The sequence below is a fragment of the Reyranella sp. genome (assembly GCF_965228225.1).
In the GTDB taxonomy this organism is placed as follows: Bacteria; Pseudomonadota; Alphaproteobacteria; order Reyranellales; family Reyranellaceae; genus Reyranella.
Genome location: NZ_OZ245801.1, coordinates 1014110 through 1028136, shown reverse-complemented (window position 1 = coordinate 1028136; position 14027 = coordinate 1014110). Strand labels below are relative to the sequence as shown.

Genomic DNA, 14027 nt, shown 5'->3' with positions numbered 1-14027 from the left:
TCGGCGCGACGCTAACCGATCGCCATCAGACTGGCATTACCGCCGGTGGCGGCGGTGTTGACGCTGACTGACACCTCGTCGAACAGGAGCGCGCGCGGATAGGGCGCGACATGGACCTGCACGATGCGCCCCGGCCGGTCGGCCATGCGACACGTAAGGTCCAATAGGTCCCCTTCGCTTCCGGCAAACAGGACGGCCGCGATATCCTCGGCTTCGCCAGAGGCGACGCGATTGCCGGTCGTCCGTACCAGTTCCTGCTGCAGACTGAGTTCGGCCGGATCCGTCGCGACACAGAGGATCGCGCCCTTGGGGCGCAGGGCGTAACTGTTGCGCTCGCCGACCGGGCCGGCGAGTTCGCCGGTCGCGACGTCGGCGGCCGGCCCGTCCGCCAGCAGGCGGTGGACGTAGAGCAGCCCGCCCGCCTTCGGCCCCGTGCCCGACAGGCCATGCCCGCCGAACGGTTGCACGCCGACCACGGCGCCGATCATGTTGCGGTTGACGTACTGGTTGCCGGCGGCACTCGCCGCCGTCGCGCGCTCGATGGTCTCGTCGATGCGGCTGTGCACGCCGAAGGTCAGGCCGAAGCCGGTTTCGTTCACCGCACGGATCACCTCCTCCATCTCCTCGCGGGCATAGCGCAGGATGTGAAGCACCGGCCCGAAGACCTCGCCCGGCAAGTCGGAGAGGGCGCCGACCTCGATCAGGGTCGGCGGCACAAACGTCCCCCGCGCCGCTTCGTCGGGTAGCGCCACCTGGTACACACGATGGCCGGCCGCGCGCATGCGGTCGATGTGATCGAGCAGCCGCTTCTGCGCCTCGGCCGAGATGACGGGGCCGACATCGACCGAAAGCCGGTCCGGATTGCCGACGCCCAGTTCGGCCATCGCACCCTCCAGCATGGGCACGACCTTGTCCGCGATGTCGTCCTGCAGGCAGAGGACGCGCAGCGCCGAGCAGCGCTGGCCGGCCGAGTCGAAGGCCGAAGCGAGCACGTCGATCACAAGTTGCTCGGGCAGCGCCGATGAATCCGCCACCAGCGCGTTCTGGCCGCCGGTCTCGGCGATCAAGGGCACCGGCCTGCCGTCGGTGCCGAGACGCCGTGCGAGGGCGCGGTTGATCGATTGCGCCGCCTCGGTCGAGCCGGTGAAGACCACGCCCGCCACGGTCGCGTTGGCCACCAGCCGCTTGCCGATCTCACCATCGCCCGGCAGGAACTGCAGCACGGCGCGCGGGACGCCGGCCTCGTGCAGCATGCCCACCGCGAGGGCCGCGATCAGCGGCGTCTCTTCCGCCGGCTTGGCGATCACGGCATTGCCCGCCGCCAGCGCGCCCGCGACCTGTCCGGTGAAGATCGAGAGTGGAAAATTCCACGGGCTGATGCAGGCGACGACGCCCAGCGGCCGATGGGTCGCGTTGTCGAATTCCTCGACGCAATTCGCGTAATAGCGCAGGAAATCGACCGCTTCGCGGACCTCCCCCACCGCATTGCCCAGCGTCTTGCCGGCCTCGCGCACGATCGGTCCCAGCAGCTTTTCCATGCGGGCTTCCATGAGATCCGCCGCCCGGCGCAGGATCGCCGCGCGCTCGGCTGGCGGCGCCGACCATCGCACGGCCTTCGCGCCAGCTTCATCCACCAGGTCCGGCAGGGCGTCGACGACGAGGCCCACGACATCGCCGCTGTCGGCGGGATTGCTCACCTCTCGCGCGGTGCCGTCGCGCGGACCGTCCGCCAGGACCGGCGTTGCGCGCAGCAGAGTCGAGGCACCGGCAACCAGTTCCCGCGCGAGCGAAGCGAGCACGCTTTCGTTGACCAGATCGAGGCCGCGCGAATTGGCCCGCGTCGGCCCGAACAGGTCGCGCGGCAACGCGATGAGCGGATGCGGTGCTCCGACCGGGGAGAGGCTGCGGGCGCGTTCGACCGGATCGGCCAGCAAGCTGTCGATGGCCAGGTCGGGATCGGCGACCTGGTTCACGAAGGAGGTGTTCGCACCGTTCTCCAGCAGGCGGCGCACCAGATAGGCGAGCAACGTCTCGTGCGTGCCGACGGGCGCATAGATGCGACACGGCCGATTGAGCTTTTCGCGGCCGACGACTTCCTCGTAGAGCGGCTCGCCCATGCCATGCAGGCACTGGAACTCGTACTGGCCGGCATAGAAGTTCTCGCCGGCCATGGCGTGGATCGACGCCAAGGTCAGCGCATTGTGGGTGGCGAATTGCGGGAAGGCCGCATCCGGCGCGGCCAGCAGCTTTCGGGCGCAGGCGAGATAGGAAACGTCGGTGTGGATCTTGCGCGTGAAGACCGGGAAATCCTCCAGCCCGTCGACCTGCGCGCGCTTGATCTCGCTGTCCCAATAGGCCCCTTTCACCAGCCGGATCATCAGCCGGTGCCGGCTGTGGCGGCCGAGATCGATCAGATGGTCGATCACGAAGGCGGCGCGCTTCTTGTAGGCCTGCACCACGAAGCCGATGCCGTTCCAGCCGTCGAGCGCGGGCTCGAAGCAGAGCCGCTCCAGCAGGTCGAGGGAGAGTTCGAGCCGGTCGGCCTCCTCCGCATCGATGTTCACGCCGATATCGTAGCGGCGCGCCAGCACCGCGAGATCGCGCAGGCGCGGATAGAGTTCGGCATGGACGCGCTCGGCTTGCGAACGGCTGTAGCGTGGATGCAGCGCCGAGAGTTTCAGCGAGATGCCGGCACCCTCGTAGATGCCGCGCCCGGCCGAGGCGCGGCCGATGGCACGGATCGCGCGCTCGTAGGCCTGGCGGTAGTGCTCGGCCTGGGCCGCAGTGATCGCCGCCTCGCCCAGCATGTCATAGGAATAGCGAAAGCCCTCTTCCTCGAAGCGGCGGCCGTTGGCCAACGCCTCCTCGATCGTCTGGCCGGCGACGAACTGCTCGCCCATCAGGCGCATCGCGATGTTCACGCCGCCGCGGATCAGCGGCTCGCCACCCCGGGCGATCAGCCGCGTGAGCGCGGCCGACAGGCTGTTCTCGCTGCTGGTCGCCGTCAGCCGGCCGGTCAGCATCAGGCCCCAGGTCGCGGCGTTCACGAACAGCGACGGGCTGCGTCCGAGATGGGCGTGCCAGTCGCCGCCGCCGATCTTGTCGCGGATCAGCGCGTCGCGGGTCTCGTCGTCGGGAATGCGCAGCAGCGCCTCGGCCAGGCACATCAGCGCCACGCCCTCCTGGCTGGACAGCGCATATTCGTGGATCAGCCCCTCGACGCCGCCCGCCGGCACCTTGGCGCGCAACGCTTCGACCAGTCGGCGCGCCAGCGCCTGCGCCTTTGCGGTCGCGGGCGGACCGAGGGTCGCGAGGTCGAGCAGCGGCGGCACGCACTCGGGCTCGGGCCGGCGATAGGCCGCCGTGATGGCGGCCCGCAACGGCGGCAGCGGTCGCAGCGAGCGGGCGAAGGTCTCGAACGGCGCGGTCATGTTCCGCCTATTTGTAGGAGGACACCTCGATCAGGTTGCCGTCGGGATCGCGGCAATAGACCGAGACGATCGTGCCCATGGCGCCACTCTTCTCGCTCGGACCTTCTTCGATCTCCACGCCGCAGCTCCTGAAATGGTCGGCCACCGCCTGCGGCGACGACTGCGTGAGAAAGCAGAGGTCATCGCTGCCCGGTGCCACGGTCTTGCCCGTGAACCATTGCTTCTGTGTGGCGGTCTCAGGGCGGAGGTTGATCTTCTGGCGACCGAAGTGCATCGACGTGACGCGATGCCCGGGCCGTGGCTCGGTGATCTTGCGCGTCATGCCCAGCACGCGCTCGTACCAGGCGGCGGCGGCCTCTACGTCGCGCACGTTGACGACGATATGATCCAGGGCTTCGACGACGACAGACATTGCACGACCTCAAGCGTAAGAACACCAGAGTGAACCCGCCCCTTCTTCCCGTCCATCCACTCGCCCCGTGACAAGGGGATCGATGGAGCCGCTTCCCGTCGACGAAGCCCTGCCGCGTCTCAAGGCCGCGCTGGTGGCCGGCACTGCCGCCGTGCTGGTGGCGCCGCCGGGCGCCGGCAAGACGACGCGCGTGCCGCTGGCGCTGCTCGACGCGCCCTGGCTCGGCGGCCGCAAGATCATCATGCAGGAGCCGCGACGGCTGGCCGCGCGTGCCGCCGCCCGGCGCATGGCCGCGACCCTGGGCGAGTCGGTCGGCGAGACCGTGGGCTATCGCGTGCGCTTCGACAGCAAGGTCGGGCCGCGTACCCGCATCGAAGTGGTGACCGATGGCCTGTTCCTGCGCCTGCTGCAGGAGGATCCCTCGCTCGAGTCCATGGCCTGCGTCATCTTCGACGAGCTGCACGAGCGCGGACTGGACACCGATCTTTCATTCGCCCTGGTGCGCGAGGCACAGAGCGCGCTGCGCGAGGATCTGCGCGTCGTGGCCATGTCGGCAACGCTGGATCCCGGCCCGGTGTCGGCGCGCCTCGGCGACGCGCCCGTCATCGAGAGCGCGGGCCGCATGTTCCCGGTCGACACGCGCTATCTCGATCGCGAGCCCGCCGGTCGCATCGAGGACAGCGTGGCGGCCGCCGTGCGCCGCGCGCTCGCCGAGGAAAGCGGCAGCGCGCTCGTCTTCCTGCCCGGCGTCGGCGAGATCCGCCGCGTGGAGGAGCGGTTGCAGGGCATCGGCGCCAACGTCGACGTGGCGCCGCTCTACGGCGACCTGTCGCCCGCCGACCAGGACCGCGCCATCGCGCCCTCGCCGCCGGGCCGGCGCAAGGTCGTGCTGGCGACCTCGATCGCCGAAACCAGCCTCACCATCGAGGGCGTGCGCATCGTGATCGACAGCGGCCAGATGCGCGTGCCGAAATTCTCGCCGCGCTCGGGCATGACGCGGCTCGAAACGGTGCGTGTCAGCCAGGCCTCGGCCGATCAGCGCAGAGGCCGCGCCGGCCGTCTCGAACCCGGCATCTGCTATCGCCTGTGGCCGGAACAGGCGCAGCGCGGGTTGCTGCCCTTCACGCCGCCGGAGATCCTCGACGCCGACCTGGCGCCGCTGGCGCTGGAGCTGGCCGCCTGGGGCACCGGCGATGCCACCAGCCTGCCGTGGCTGACGCTGCCGCCCGCCGCCTCGCTCGCCACGGCGCGGGCGCTGCTGGCCGATCTCGGCGCGATCGACGGCACGGGCGCGATCACGGCCCATGGCCGCGCCATGGTGCGGCTCGGCCAGCATCCCCGCATCGCCCATCTGGTGCTCAAGGGTCGCGAATTGGGTCAAGGCAAGGTCGCCGCGCTGCTCGCCGCGATCCTGGGCGAACGCGATTTCCTGCGTTTGCCGCCGGGCCAGCGCGACGCCGATCTCCGGCACCGGGTCGACATTGCGCTGAGCGGGCGACGCGACGGCACCTTGCGGCTGGTCCAGGAGGCAGCACGACGCCTGATGCCGCGCGGAGGCGGCGAGGAACGTGCCGACATCGCCATGACGGGTCCGCTGCTGGCGCTGGCCTATCCCGACCGCATCGGCCGCCGCCGCCCCGGCACGGCCGGGCGCTATCTCCTCTCGGGTGGGCGTGGCGCGGCGCTGCCGGAAGGCGATCCGATGGCCAACGAGGAGTTTCTGGTGGTTGCCGATCTCGACGGCTCGGCGCAGGAGGCCCGCATCTTCCTCGCCGCGCCGATCACCGCCGCGGAGATCGAAGACCTCTACGCCGACCGCATCGTCGACGAGCAGCTCGTGCAGTGGAGCGCGCGCGACGGCGCGGTGCTGGCGCGGCGGCGGCGGCGACTGGGCGCGATCGCGCTGGAGGACAAGCCGCTCGGCCGGCCCGATCCCGACAAGGTGCAGGCCGCCCTGCTCGACGGCGTGCGACAGCTCGGGCTCGGCGCCCTGCCCTGGAGCGACGACCTCGTGCGCTGGCGCGAGCGCATCGGTTTCCTGCGCCGTCATGCCGGCGAGGAGTGGCCCGATCTTTCGGACGCGGCCCTGCTCGCGTCCCTGACGGACTGGCTCGGCCCCTCTCTCGACGGCGTGTCGCGCAAGGATCATCTCGCCCGCATCGATCTCGCCGCCGCACTCAAGGCCTTGGTGCCGTGGGAAAAGCAGCGCGAGGTCGAGCGACTGGTGCCGACGCACATCGAGGTGCCGAGCGGGTCGCGGGTGGCGATCGACTATGCCAATCCCGACGAGCCGACACTGTCGGTCCGCCTGCAGGAGATGTTCGGGCTCACCGAGACGCCGCGCATTGCCGGCGGCAAGGTGCCGCTCACCATCCACCTGCTCTCCCCGGCGCGCCGGCCAGTCCAGGTAACGCGCGATCTCGCGAGCTTCTGGGCCAATGGTTACAAGGCCGTGAAATCCGAACTCAAGGGCCGCTACCCGCGGCATTATTGGCCGGACGATCCTCTCGTCGCCGAGCCCACGGCCCGCGCACGCCCCAGACCGCGTTAGGGTTCTTTTGCTTCAAGTTCACCCACACAACCTCATCCTGAGGAGGCCCGAAGGGCCGTCTCGAAGGATCGGCAACAGACGTAGTGCTCGTGCCCACCCTTCGAGACGCGCTCCCGCGGAGCGCTCCTCAGGGTGAGGCGATTTCTTGGAAAGCCAGATATGATTCTGTCTTATCCGGAAAGACCCAGCAGACGGCCTGAGCTATCGGGTCTCGATCAGGCGCGACAGCAGGCGCCGCATGATGGGCATCAGGAACAGCATGGTGGGAAAGGCGACCATCCAGGAGGCCATCCACGATTCCATCCAGCGAGCGGTCATGCCCGGCTCGAATCCGATCGCCCGGATCGTGGCGATGCCGGAGACGATGAAGGTCATGACGAAGGTCAGCGCCAGTGGCATGGCGATGTGCATCGTTCGGGCGGGGAGTTTCTTCACGGCGGGCCGGACAATATGGTACGGGCTTGGACCTCGTCCATCCCCGTTGCGGAAACCCTCCCCCCATGTCCCTCGCCCTCCCGTTCCAGACCGCCAAGCAGCTCGCCGCTGCGGTCCGGAAGAAGAAGATCGGCTGCCTCGAACTGCTCGACCTCTACCTGAAGCGGGTCGAGGCCTATAATCCCGAGCTCAACGCCATCATCGCCACCGACATCGAGGGCGCCCGCAAGCGCGCGAAGGCGGCAGACCGCGCGGTCAAGGCCGGCAAGAAGCTGGGACCGCTGCACGGCGTGCCGATGACGATCAAGGAATCCTTCGACGTCGCGGGTTTGCCCACCACCTGGGGCGACCCCGCCTTCAAGGACACGGTCGCGAGCCAGAATTCACTGGTGACGCAGCGCATGATGGATGCCGGCGTCACGCTGTTCGGCAAGACCAACGTACCGCTGAACCTCGCCGACTGGCAGAGCTACAACGAGGTCTACGGCTCGACCAACAACCCGTGGGATCTCGGCCGCACGCCCGGTGGCTCGTCGGGCGGCTCGGGCGCGGCGCTGGCCGCCGGCCTCACCGGCATCGAGGCCGGCAGCGACATCGGCGCCTCGATCCGCAATCCCGCCCATTACTGCGGCGTGTGGGGCCACAAGCCGAGCTGGGGCGTCGTGTCGCCGAAGGGCCATGCCCTCGCGGGAGCGGTCGCCTACGGCGATATCGGCGTGGTCGGACCGCTGGCCCGTGGCGCGGAGGATCTCGAGATCGCACTCACGGCGATGGCCGGTCCCGATGCGATCGACGGACGCGGCTGGACACTCAGCCTGCCCCGCTCGAAGAAGACCAAGCTGCGTGACTTCAAGGTGGCGGTGCTGCTGACCGACCCGAACGCCGAGGTCGACGATTCGGTGCAGGAGCAGATCTCGACGCTCGCCTCGTTCCTCGCCAAGAACAAGGTCAAGGTAAGCGACAAGGCCCGCCCCGAGATCGACACGGTCGAGCTGAACGACGTCTACATCCGGCTGCTGCGCGCGGCGACCTCGGGCCGCATGAGCGACGCGGTCTACGAGCAGGCCGTCAAGGACGCGGCCAGCCTGCCCGCCTCCGACATGAGCTACTTCGCGCAGATGCAGCGGGGCAACGCGCTGTCGCATCGTGCCTGGCTGGGGCTGAACGAGAAGCGCCACCGGATGCGGCTCGCCTGGGATGCGTTCTTCCAGGACTACGACCTGATGCTCTGCCCGGTCGCCGTGACGGCCGCCTTCCCGCACGATCAGGCGGGCCTGCGCCACAAGCGCACGATCGTCGTGAACAACAAGCAGGTGCCGGTCGTCGACCAGATCTTCTGGGCGGGCTACTCGGGCGTCACCTGGATGCCGTCGACCGCCGCCCCGATCGGCCAGAGCAAGGAAGGCCTGCCGATCGGCGTGCAGATCATCGGCCGGCAGTACGGCGACTACGAGTGCATCCAGTTCGCCAAGCTGCTGGAGAAGGAATATCGCGGCTTCGTGCCGCCGCCGGCCTATAGCTGAGCTCAGGAGCCAGAATGTCCAAGGATATCGACCTCAAGAAGCACATTCGCTCGATCCCCGACTTCCCCAAGCCGGGTATCCTCTTCTACGACATCTCGACGCTGCTGGCGCATGCCAAGGCCTGGCATACGGCCATCGAGCGGCTGGCCGACCTGATCCGCCCGCACAAGCCCGACATGCTGGCGGGAATCGAATCGCGCGGCTTCCTGCTGGCCGCGCCGCTCGCCCTCGCGCTCGGCACCGGCTTCGTGATGATGCGCAAACAGGGCAAGCTGCCCGGCACCACGGTGCGCCACACCTATGCGCTGGAATACGGCACCGACACGATCGAGATCCAGCAGGATGCCGTGCACAAGGGGGCGCGGGTCGTGCTGGTCGACGACCTGCTGGCAACCGGCGGCACCATGTCCGCCGCCGTGAACCTGCTCGAGACCGTCGGCGCCGTCGTGCCCGCGACCGCCGTCATCATCGAACTCACCTTCCTCGAAGGCCGCAAGAGACTGACACCGCCGGTCGAAACGCTGCTGCAGTACGACAGCTAGAGACCTCATCCTGAGGAGCCGCGCAGAGCGCGGCGTCTCGAAGGATGGGTAACAGACGTGGTGCGCGTTCCCACCCTTCGAGACGCGGTCCTGCGGACCGCTCCTCAGGGTGAGGCATTGTTGTCCGACATGCTTTCCGCCTCGTCGCCAAACCGGCTACGATGCCGGCCGGAGGAAATGCATGTTCTCAGTGTCCGAGTGCTTCTCTGAAACCTATGCCGAGGCGCGCGCCAAGTTCTGCGGCGCCGCCGCCGAAGCCGGCGGCGCGCTGCGGTCCTGGCTCAATCCGAAGGCGCGCGGCCCCAACGGCGAGAGGCTGTTCCTCGACACGGCCCGGTTCGGGCCGGCCGACGCCGCGAACATGCTGGTGCTGATCGCCGGCACGCACGGAGTCGAGGGCCATTGCGGATCGGGCGCGGAGATCGCGTGGATGCGCTCGGGTGGTCCGGCGAAGCTGCCGCCCGACACGGGTGCGCTGCTGATCCATGCGCTCAACCCCTATGGCTTCGCGTGGACGCGCCGCGTCACCGAGGACAATGTCGATCTCAATCGCAACTTCGTCGACCACGACAAGGGCTATCCGAGGAACGACGGCTATCTCGAGATCGCCGACGCGGTCCTGCCGGTCGAGTGGAACGAGGCGAGTGCGGCCGAAACCGAACGCGTGTTCGCGGCCTATGCGCAGAAGCACGGTGCCTTCGGCCTGCAGAGCGCGATCAGCGGCGGCCAGTACATGCACCCCGACGGGATCTTCTTCGGCGGCACGGCGCCCACCTGGAGCAATCGCACGATCCGCGCCATCGCCCGCGAGGAACTCTCGCAGGCCAGGCGCGTCGGCATCATCGATTTCCACACCGGTCTCGGCCCGTTCGGCCATGGCGAACTGATCTGCGCGGTGTCGCCCGCCGCCAAGTCGTTCGGCCGCGCCAAGGCCTGGTATGGCGACGAGATGACCTCGCCGGAAGGCGGCACGTCGACCTCGGCGGTGGTGGTCGGCGTCATGACCGACGCCTTCCCGCAGGAGCTGCCCGATGCCGAGGTGACACCGGTGGCGCTGGAATACGGCACCTACACGGTGCCGGAGGTGCTGAACGCGGTGCGCGCCGACAACTGGCTGCATCATCGCGGCGACCTCAGCTCGGCGCAGGGCCGCGCCCTGAAGGCGGACATGAAGGAGCGCTTCTTCCCCGCCGGTGACAAATGGCGGGAGATGGTCTGGACGCGCGCCGACCAGACCATCGGCTGGGCCCTGAAGGGAATGACCGGGGGATGAGCCTCGCCGTGCCGAGCGAGGACACCGCCCGGCTGCGTCTGCAGAAGGTGTTGCAGCAGACCCCGCTGTTCGCCGACCTCGCCCCCGAAGCCCTGGCCGCCGTCGAGCACCAGCTCACCTTGCTGGTCCTGCCCGGCGGCGCGCCGCTGTTCCGCCAGGGCGAACCGGCCGACGCCGTCTATGTGGTGACGAGCGGCTCGCTCGGGGTGTTTCGGCACTACGAGGCCGGCGATTCCCGCGAGCCCGTGCTGATCGCCGAGATCCCGCCGGGCAACCTCGTCGGCGAGATGTCGCTCCTGTCGCAGGGCAAGCGTACGCGCAGCGTGGCGGCGCTGCGCGACAGCGAGGTCTGGCGGCTGCCCCAGACCAGCTTCCACGCTCTCACCTCCAACCATCCCGAGGTTTTGCCGGCGCTGATGCGCAGCGTCGTGGCGCGCAATGCGCAGGACGCGGGCGGTGCCCGCCGCCAGCCGCGCACCTTCGCGCTGCTGCCGAGCGGCCCCGACGTGCCCTCGGCGCGGTTCGCAGTGATGCTGGCGAATGCGCTCGGCCGCATCGGCACCCAGGTGCAGATGCTGGGCTCGGAATCGCTCGACCAGGAGCCCGAATGGTTCGCGCGCTGCGAGATGGAATCCTCGTTCGTGCTCTACCGCGCCGATCCGACCCTGACGCCCTGGACCGAGCTTTGCCTGCGCCAGGCCGACTGCCTGGTCGTGATGCGCAACGCCGACAACGACGCGCCGACCCGGGTGCCCTTCGAGATCGAGACGGCGCAGAGCGGCGCGGTGTTCCACCGACGCCGCGAACTGGTGCTGCTGCACGAAGGTCACGAGCCGAAGGCAGGGTCGACCGCGCCTCTGCTGGCGGGCGGCCTCTACGGCAACCACCATCACGTCCGTCTCGACATCCATGCCGACATCGACCGGCTGGCCCGCACCCTCACCGGTCATGCGGTGGGCGTGGTCATGGCCGGCGGCGGCGCGCGCGCCTTCACGCATATCGGCGTGGTCAAGGCGCTGCGCGAGTGCGGCGTGCCGATCGACCTGGTGGGCGGCACCAGCATGGGGGCGATCGTCGCGGCCGGCGTGGCCTCGCGCTGGAGCGACCAGGAACTCGACGCGCGTTTCCGCCGCGCCTTCGTCGACAACAATCCGCTCAGTGACTACACGGTGCCGCTGATCTCGCTGTTTGGTGGCCGCAGGGTCACGCGCCTGTTGCGCATGGCCTTCGGCGAGAAGGACATCGAGGATCTGATCCTCCCCTATTACTGCATGACCGCCAACCTCACGACCTCCAGGGCCGACATCCATACGGTCGGGCGGCTGTGGCGCTGGCTGCGCGCGTCGGTGTCGATTCCCGGTGTGATGCCGCCCTTCAACGAGGCGGGCGAAGTCCATGTCGATGGCGGCGTCATCGACAATTTTCCCGTGCGCGCCATGCAGCGGCTGGGGCGTGGCGTGACGATCGGCGTCGACATCGACACCGGCGGCGCGCTGTCCGCCGGCGAAGGCGTCATGGAGCCCTGGTCGGCGTGGCAGTTCTTCCGGCGCCTCGTCTGGAAGCGCAACGAGATGCTGCCCATCCCCTCGATCGTGCGCATCCTGCTGCGCTCGGCTCTGGTCGCCAGCACCTCGCGCGCGGCCGAGGATCGCGCCGCCGCCGATTTGCTGATCGTGCCGCCCATGACCCATATCGACCTGCTCGACTGGACGAGCTTCGACGCCGCGATCGAGCTCGGCTACCGCACGACGATGGAGGCTCTCGAAAAGGCCCGCACGCTGCCGGTCGGCGTTCGTCTCTTCGTGTCGTGAGGGCAACCGGCAAGGAAAGGAAACGCCATGACGGATGAGTCGACGGCACGGCAGATCGAGACCCTGAAGCAGCTCAATCACCACTACGTGCGCTCGGTCGGCGAAGCCGACGTCGAGTGGTTCGAGCGGCACCTGTCGGACGATTTCCACAATACAAATCCCGACGGTACCCTGATCGAGCGCGCCGCGTTCCTGGCGCAGATCGGCCGCGGTTCGGCAGTGAAGGACCTGCGCGAGCACGACGTGAAGATCCGGCTGCTGGGTTCCTTCGCCATCGTTCATGCCCGCACGAGCTACACCAGGCCCGACGGCAGCACGGGCGCCGGCTGGTACACCGACGACTGGCAGCTGCGGCCGGAGGGCTGGCGCTGCGTCTCGGCCCACGTCAGCCGTTCCTGAACGTGCGCCCACCATGTCGCTGAACGTGGCTGCGGACACATCGCCGGCCGCCTGGCGCGTCGTCTTCGCCTGCTTCGTGACGGCCGTGTTCGCCTGGGGCTTCGGCTTCTATGCCCACGGCATCTACCTCGTCGAACTGCAGCGCGCCCGCGGCTGGTCGACCGGCTTCATCTCGTCGGTCGTGACCGCGCACTATCTGCTGGGTGCCCTGCTGTTGCCGCGCATCGCCGAAGCGATCGGCAGATTTGGGCCGCGCGCCGTGTTCCTGGCCGGCCTGTCGACCACCACGGCAGCACTCATGCTCCTGCCGTCGGTCACCGAGCCGTGGCAGCTCGTCCTACTCTACGTCGTCATGGCGCCGGGCTGGAACGCCACCAGCGTGGCGCCGATCGCCGCCACGGTCGGGCAATGGTTTGATCGCAAGCGCGGCCTCGCGCTCAATCTCGCGCTGAGCGGCGCGACGCTCGCCGGCCTCGTCGTCACGCCGGTGCTGCTGGCGGCCATCCCGGCGCTGGGCTTCGCCACGGCCGAGCGGCTGCTGGTGGCCGCCGGCATCGTCCTGGCCGCCGGTGCCGTCGCGTTGTTCGTTCGCAGGGGCCCCCTCTCGCCCAAGCCGACGACGGTGCGGCTCCATCGGCTGGCCCCCCTGCGGGAGTGGCATTTCTGGAGCATCGCCGCGCCGTTCGCCCTCGTGCTGACGTCCCAGGTCGGCTTCCTCACCCATCTCGTGCCGCTGGTGACCTCCCGTGCGGCCGCCAGCGGGCTGGCGATCGACCCCGCCTTCGCCGTCGGCATCAATGCCGTGACGGCGCTGGCCGGCCGCATCGTTTTGGGGCTGGTCATCGACCGCCTCGAACCGCGCCGCGCCTCGGCGATCTGCTTCCTGGTGCAGGCCGGCGCCATCGCCGTGCTGGAATTCGTCGAGACCCCGCTTGCGGTCTACGGCGCCTGTGCCGCCTATGGCCTCGCCGTCGGCAACATCATCACCCTGTCGCCGATGATCGTGCAGCGCGAATTCACGGCCGATCGTTTCCCAGCCATCGTCGCCCTCTCCACGGCGGTCATGCAGACCCTCTACGCCTTCGGGCCCGGCCTGCTGGGCGTCCTGCGCGACGCCTCGGGCGGCTACGGCGTGCCACTGGCGGTCTGCATGGGGCTCAACCTCGCGGCCTCCGCCCTGATCCTGATGCGCGGGCGGCGCCCTGGCTAAGCCAGGAACTTCAGACCGTTGACCACCTTGTCGACGGCCTTGCGCGGCCCGTGCACGCCGATGCCGACGAAGTCCAGCGCATCGACCGGGGCCGCGGCCACCGCCGCGCGATTGTCGGCGTCGTTGGTCGTGGTGAACATCGGCTCGATGTAGATCGCGGGCACGAGTTCGCGCGACAGCGCCCGCTGGTGCGTCCGCCGAAGCTCCTCGAGGGTCGCGCCATAGACGAAGACCGGCTCGCGGATCAGCGCGGTGTAGGCCCGGCCGCTGGCGTCGCGATAAGGCTCCCCCATCATAGGGGCATGGGTGCCGGCGAGGCCGCCCGCCAGGAAGGCCGCGACATTGGCCATCTGCCAGGCGGGCATATCCTTGCGCAGCACCAGGGCCGTCTTGGTTTCGTAGATCATGCCCCCGATATGGGGCATGGTGCCCCCCATCGT

The 14027-nt window shown here is 69.0% G+C and carries 11 protein-coding genes; 7 read left to right on the top strand and 4 right to left on the bottom strand.

Translation table 11 applies throughout. The features are described from left to right. Window positions 1–11 precede the first annotated feature (11 nt). Window positions 12–3431 carry a trifunctional transcriptional regulator/proline dehydrogenase/L-glutamate gamma-semialdehyde dehydrogenase gene (putA, locus tag ACO07K_RS04995; RefSeq protein ID WP_422034796.1) on the bottom strand — a complete coding sequence of 1140 codons (3420 nt, stop codon included), beginning with the start codon at window positions 3429–3431 and terminating at the stop codon, window positions 12–14. Window positions 3432–3438: 7 nt separating this feature from the next. Continuing rightward, window positions 3439–3843, bottom strand: a complete 405-nt coding sequence (locus ACO07K_RS04990; RefSeq protein WP_422034795.1) for a VOC family protein — start codon at window positions 3841–3843, stop codon at window positions 3439–3441. Between the two features lie 82 nt (window positions 3844–3925). Here ACO07K_RS04990 and hrpB point away from each other — a divergent pair, with 82 nt between their 5' ends. Next, window positions 3926–6394 carry an ATP-dependent helicase HrpB gene (hrpB, locus tag ACO07K_RS04985; protein WP_422034794.1) on the top strand — a complete coding sequence of 823 codons (2469 nt, stop codon included), beginning with the start codon at window positions 3926–3928 and terminating at the stop codon, window positions 6392–6394. A gap of 201 nt (window positions 6395–6595) precedes the next feature. On the opposite strand, the gene ACO07K_RS04980 is transcribed toward hrpB, so the two are convergent. Further along, on the bottom strand, window positions 6596–6829 hold the full coding sequence (locus ACO07K_RS04980) for a DUF2798 domain-containing protein (protein WP_422034793.1): 234 nt from the start codon (window positions 6827–6829) through the stop codon (window positions 6596–6598). Between the two features lie 65 nt (window positions 6830–6894). Here ACO07K_RS04980 and ACO07K_RS04975 point away from each other — a divergent pair, with 65 nt between their 5' ends. The 6 genes from ACO07K_RS04975 (at window position 6895) to ACO07K_RS04950 (ending at window position 13587) form a co-directional block, all read left to right on the top strand. Beyond that, complete coding sequence (locus ACO07K_RS04975) at window positions 6895–8352, top strand: amidase (RefSeq protein WP_422034792.1); 1458 nt, start codon at window positions 6895–6897, stop codon at window positions 8350–8352. A 14-nt stretch (window positions 8353–8366) separates the two neighbouring features. Next, window positions 8367–8894 (top strand): adenine phosphoribosyltransferase, encoded by a 528-nt coding sequence (locus ACO07K_RS04970; protein WP_422016020.1) that lies wholly within the window; start codon window positions 8367–8369, stop codon window positions 8892–8894. 181 nt (window positions 8895–9075) lie between these two features. After that, on the top strand, window positions 9076–10167 hold the full coding sequence (locus ACO07K_RS04965) for a M14 family metallopeptidase (protein ID WP_422034791.1): 1092 nt from the start codon (window positions 9076–9078) through the stop codon (window positions 10165–10167). After that, entirely contained in the window at window positions 10164–11978 is a 1815-nt protein-coding gene (locus tag ACO07K_RS04960; RefSeq protein WP_422034789.1) for a patatin-like phospholipase family protein, read from the top strand. The genes ACO07K_RS04965 and ACO07K_RS04960 overlap by 4 nt, the downstream gene beginning before the upstream one ends. 27 nt (window positions 11979–12005) lie before the next feature. Further along, the gene (locus ACO07K_RS04955; RefSeq protein WP_422034788.1) at window positions 12006–12377 is read left to right on the top strand and encodes a nuclear transport factor 2 family protein; all 372 of its coding nucleotides are present in this window, start codon (window positions 12006–12008) and stop codon (window positions 12375–12377) included. 13 nt (window positions 12378–12390) lie between these two features. Continuing rightward, a complete protein-coding gene (locus ACO07K_RS04950; RefSeq protein ID WP_422034787.1) occupies window positions 12391–13587 on the top strand; it encodes an MFS transporter in 1197 nt (398 codons plus the stop codon). Here the strand turns inward: ACO07K_RS04950 and ACO07K_RS04945 are convergent. Beyond that, window positions 13584–14012: a DUF2000 family protein gene (locus ACO07K_RS04945; RefSeq protein ID WP_422034786.1), complete on the bottom strand. Its 429-nt coding sequence runs from the start codon at window positions 14010–14012 to the stop codon at window positions 13584–13586. The two genes, ACO07K_RS04950 and ACO07K_RS04945, sit on opposite strands and share 4 nt — an antisense overlap. Window positions 14013–14027 lie beyond the last annotated feature (15 nt).

Excerpts from the sequence above, each read along its gene's own strand:
- putA (WP_422034796.1), bottom strand. The coding sequence starts at position 3,431 with ATGACCGCGCCGTTCGAGACCTTCGCCCGCTCGCTGCGACCGCTGCCG.
- ACO07K_RS04990 (WP_422034795.1), bottom strand. The coding sequence starts at position 3,843 with ATGTCTGTCGTCGTCGAAGCCCTGGATCATATCGTCGTCAACGTGCGC.
- hrpB (WP_422034794.1), top strand. The coding sequence starts at position 3,926 with ATGGAGCCGCTTCCCGTCGACGAAGCCCTGCCGCGTCTCAAGGCCGCG.
- ACO07K_RS04975 (WP_422034792.1), top strand. The coding sequence starts at position 6,895 with ATGTCCCTCGCCCTCCCGTTCCAGACCGCCAAGCAGCTCGCCGCTGCG.
- ACO07K_RS04970 (WP_422016020.1), top strand. The coding sequence starts at position 8,367 with ATGTCCAAGGATATCGACCTCAAGAAGCACATTCGCTCGATCCCCGAC.
- ACO07K_RS04965 (WP_422034791.1), top strand. The coding sequence starts at position 9,076 with ATGTTCTCAGTGTCCGAGTGCTTCTCTGAAACCTATGCCGAGGCGCGC.
- ACO07K_RS04960 (WP_422034789.1), top strand. The coding sequence starts at position 10,164 with ATGAGCCTCGCCGTGCCGAGCGAGGACACCGCCCGGCTGCGTCTGCAG.
- ACO07K_RS04955 (WP_422034788.1), top strand. The coding sequence starts at position 12,006 with ATGACGGATGAGTCGACGGCACGGCAGATCGAGACCCTGAAGCAGCTC.
- ACO07K_RS04950 (WP_422034787.1), top strand. The coding sequence starts at position 12,391 with ATGTCGCTGAACGTGGCTGCGGACACATCGCCGGCCGCCTGGCGCGTC.
- ACO07K_RS04945 (WP_422034786.1), bottom strand. The coding sequence starts at position 14,012 with ATGCCCCATATCGGGGGCATGATCTACGAAACCAAGACGGCCCTGGTG.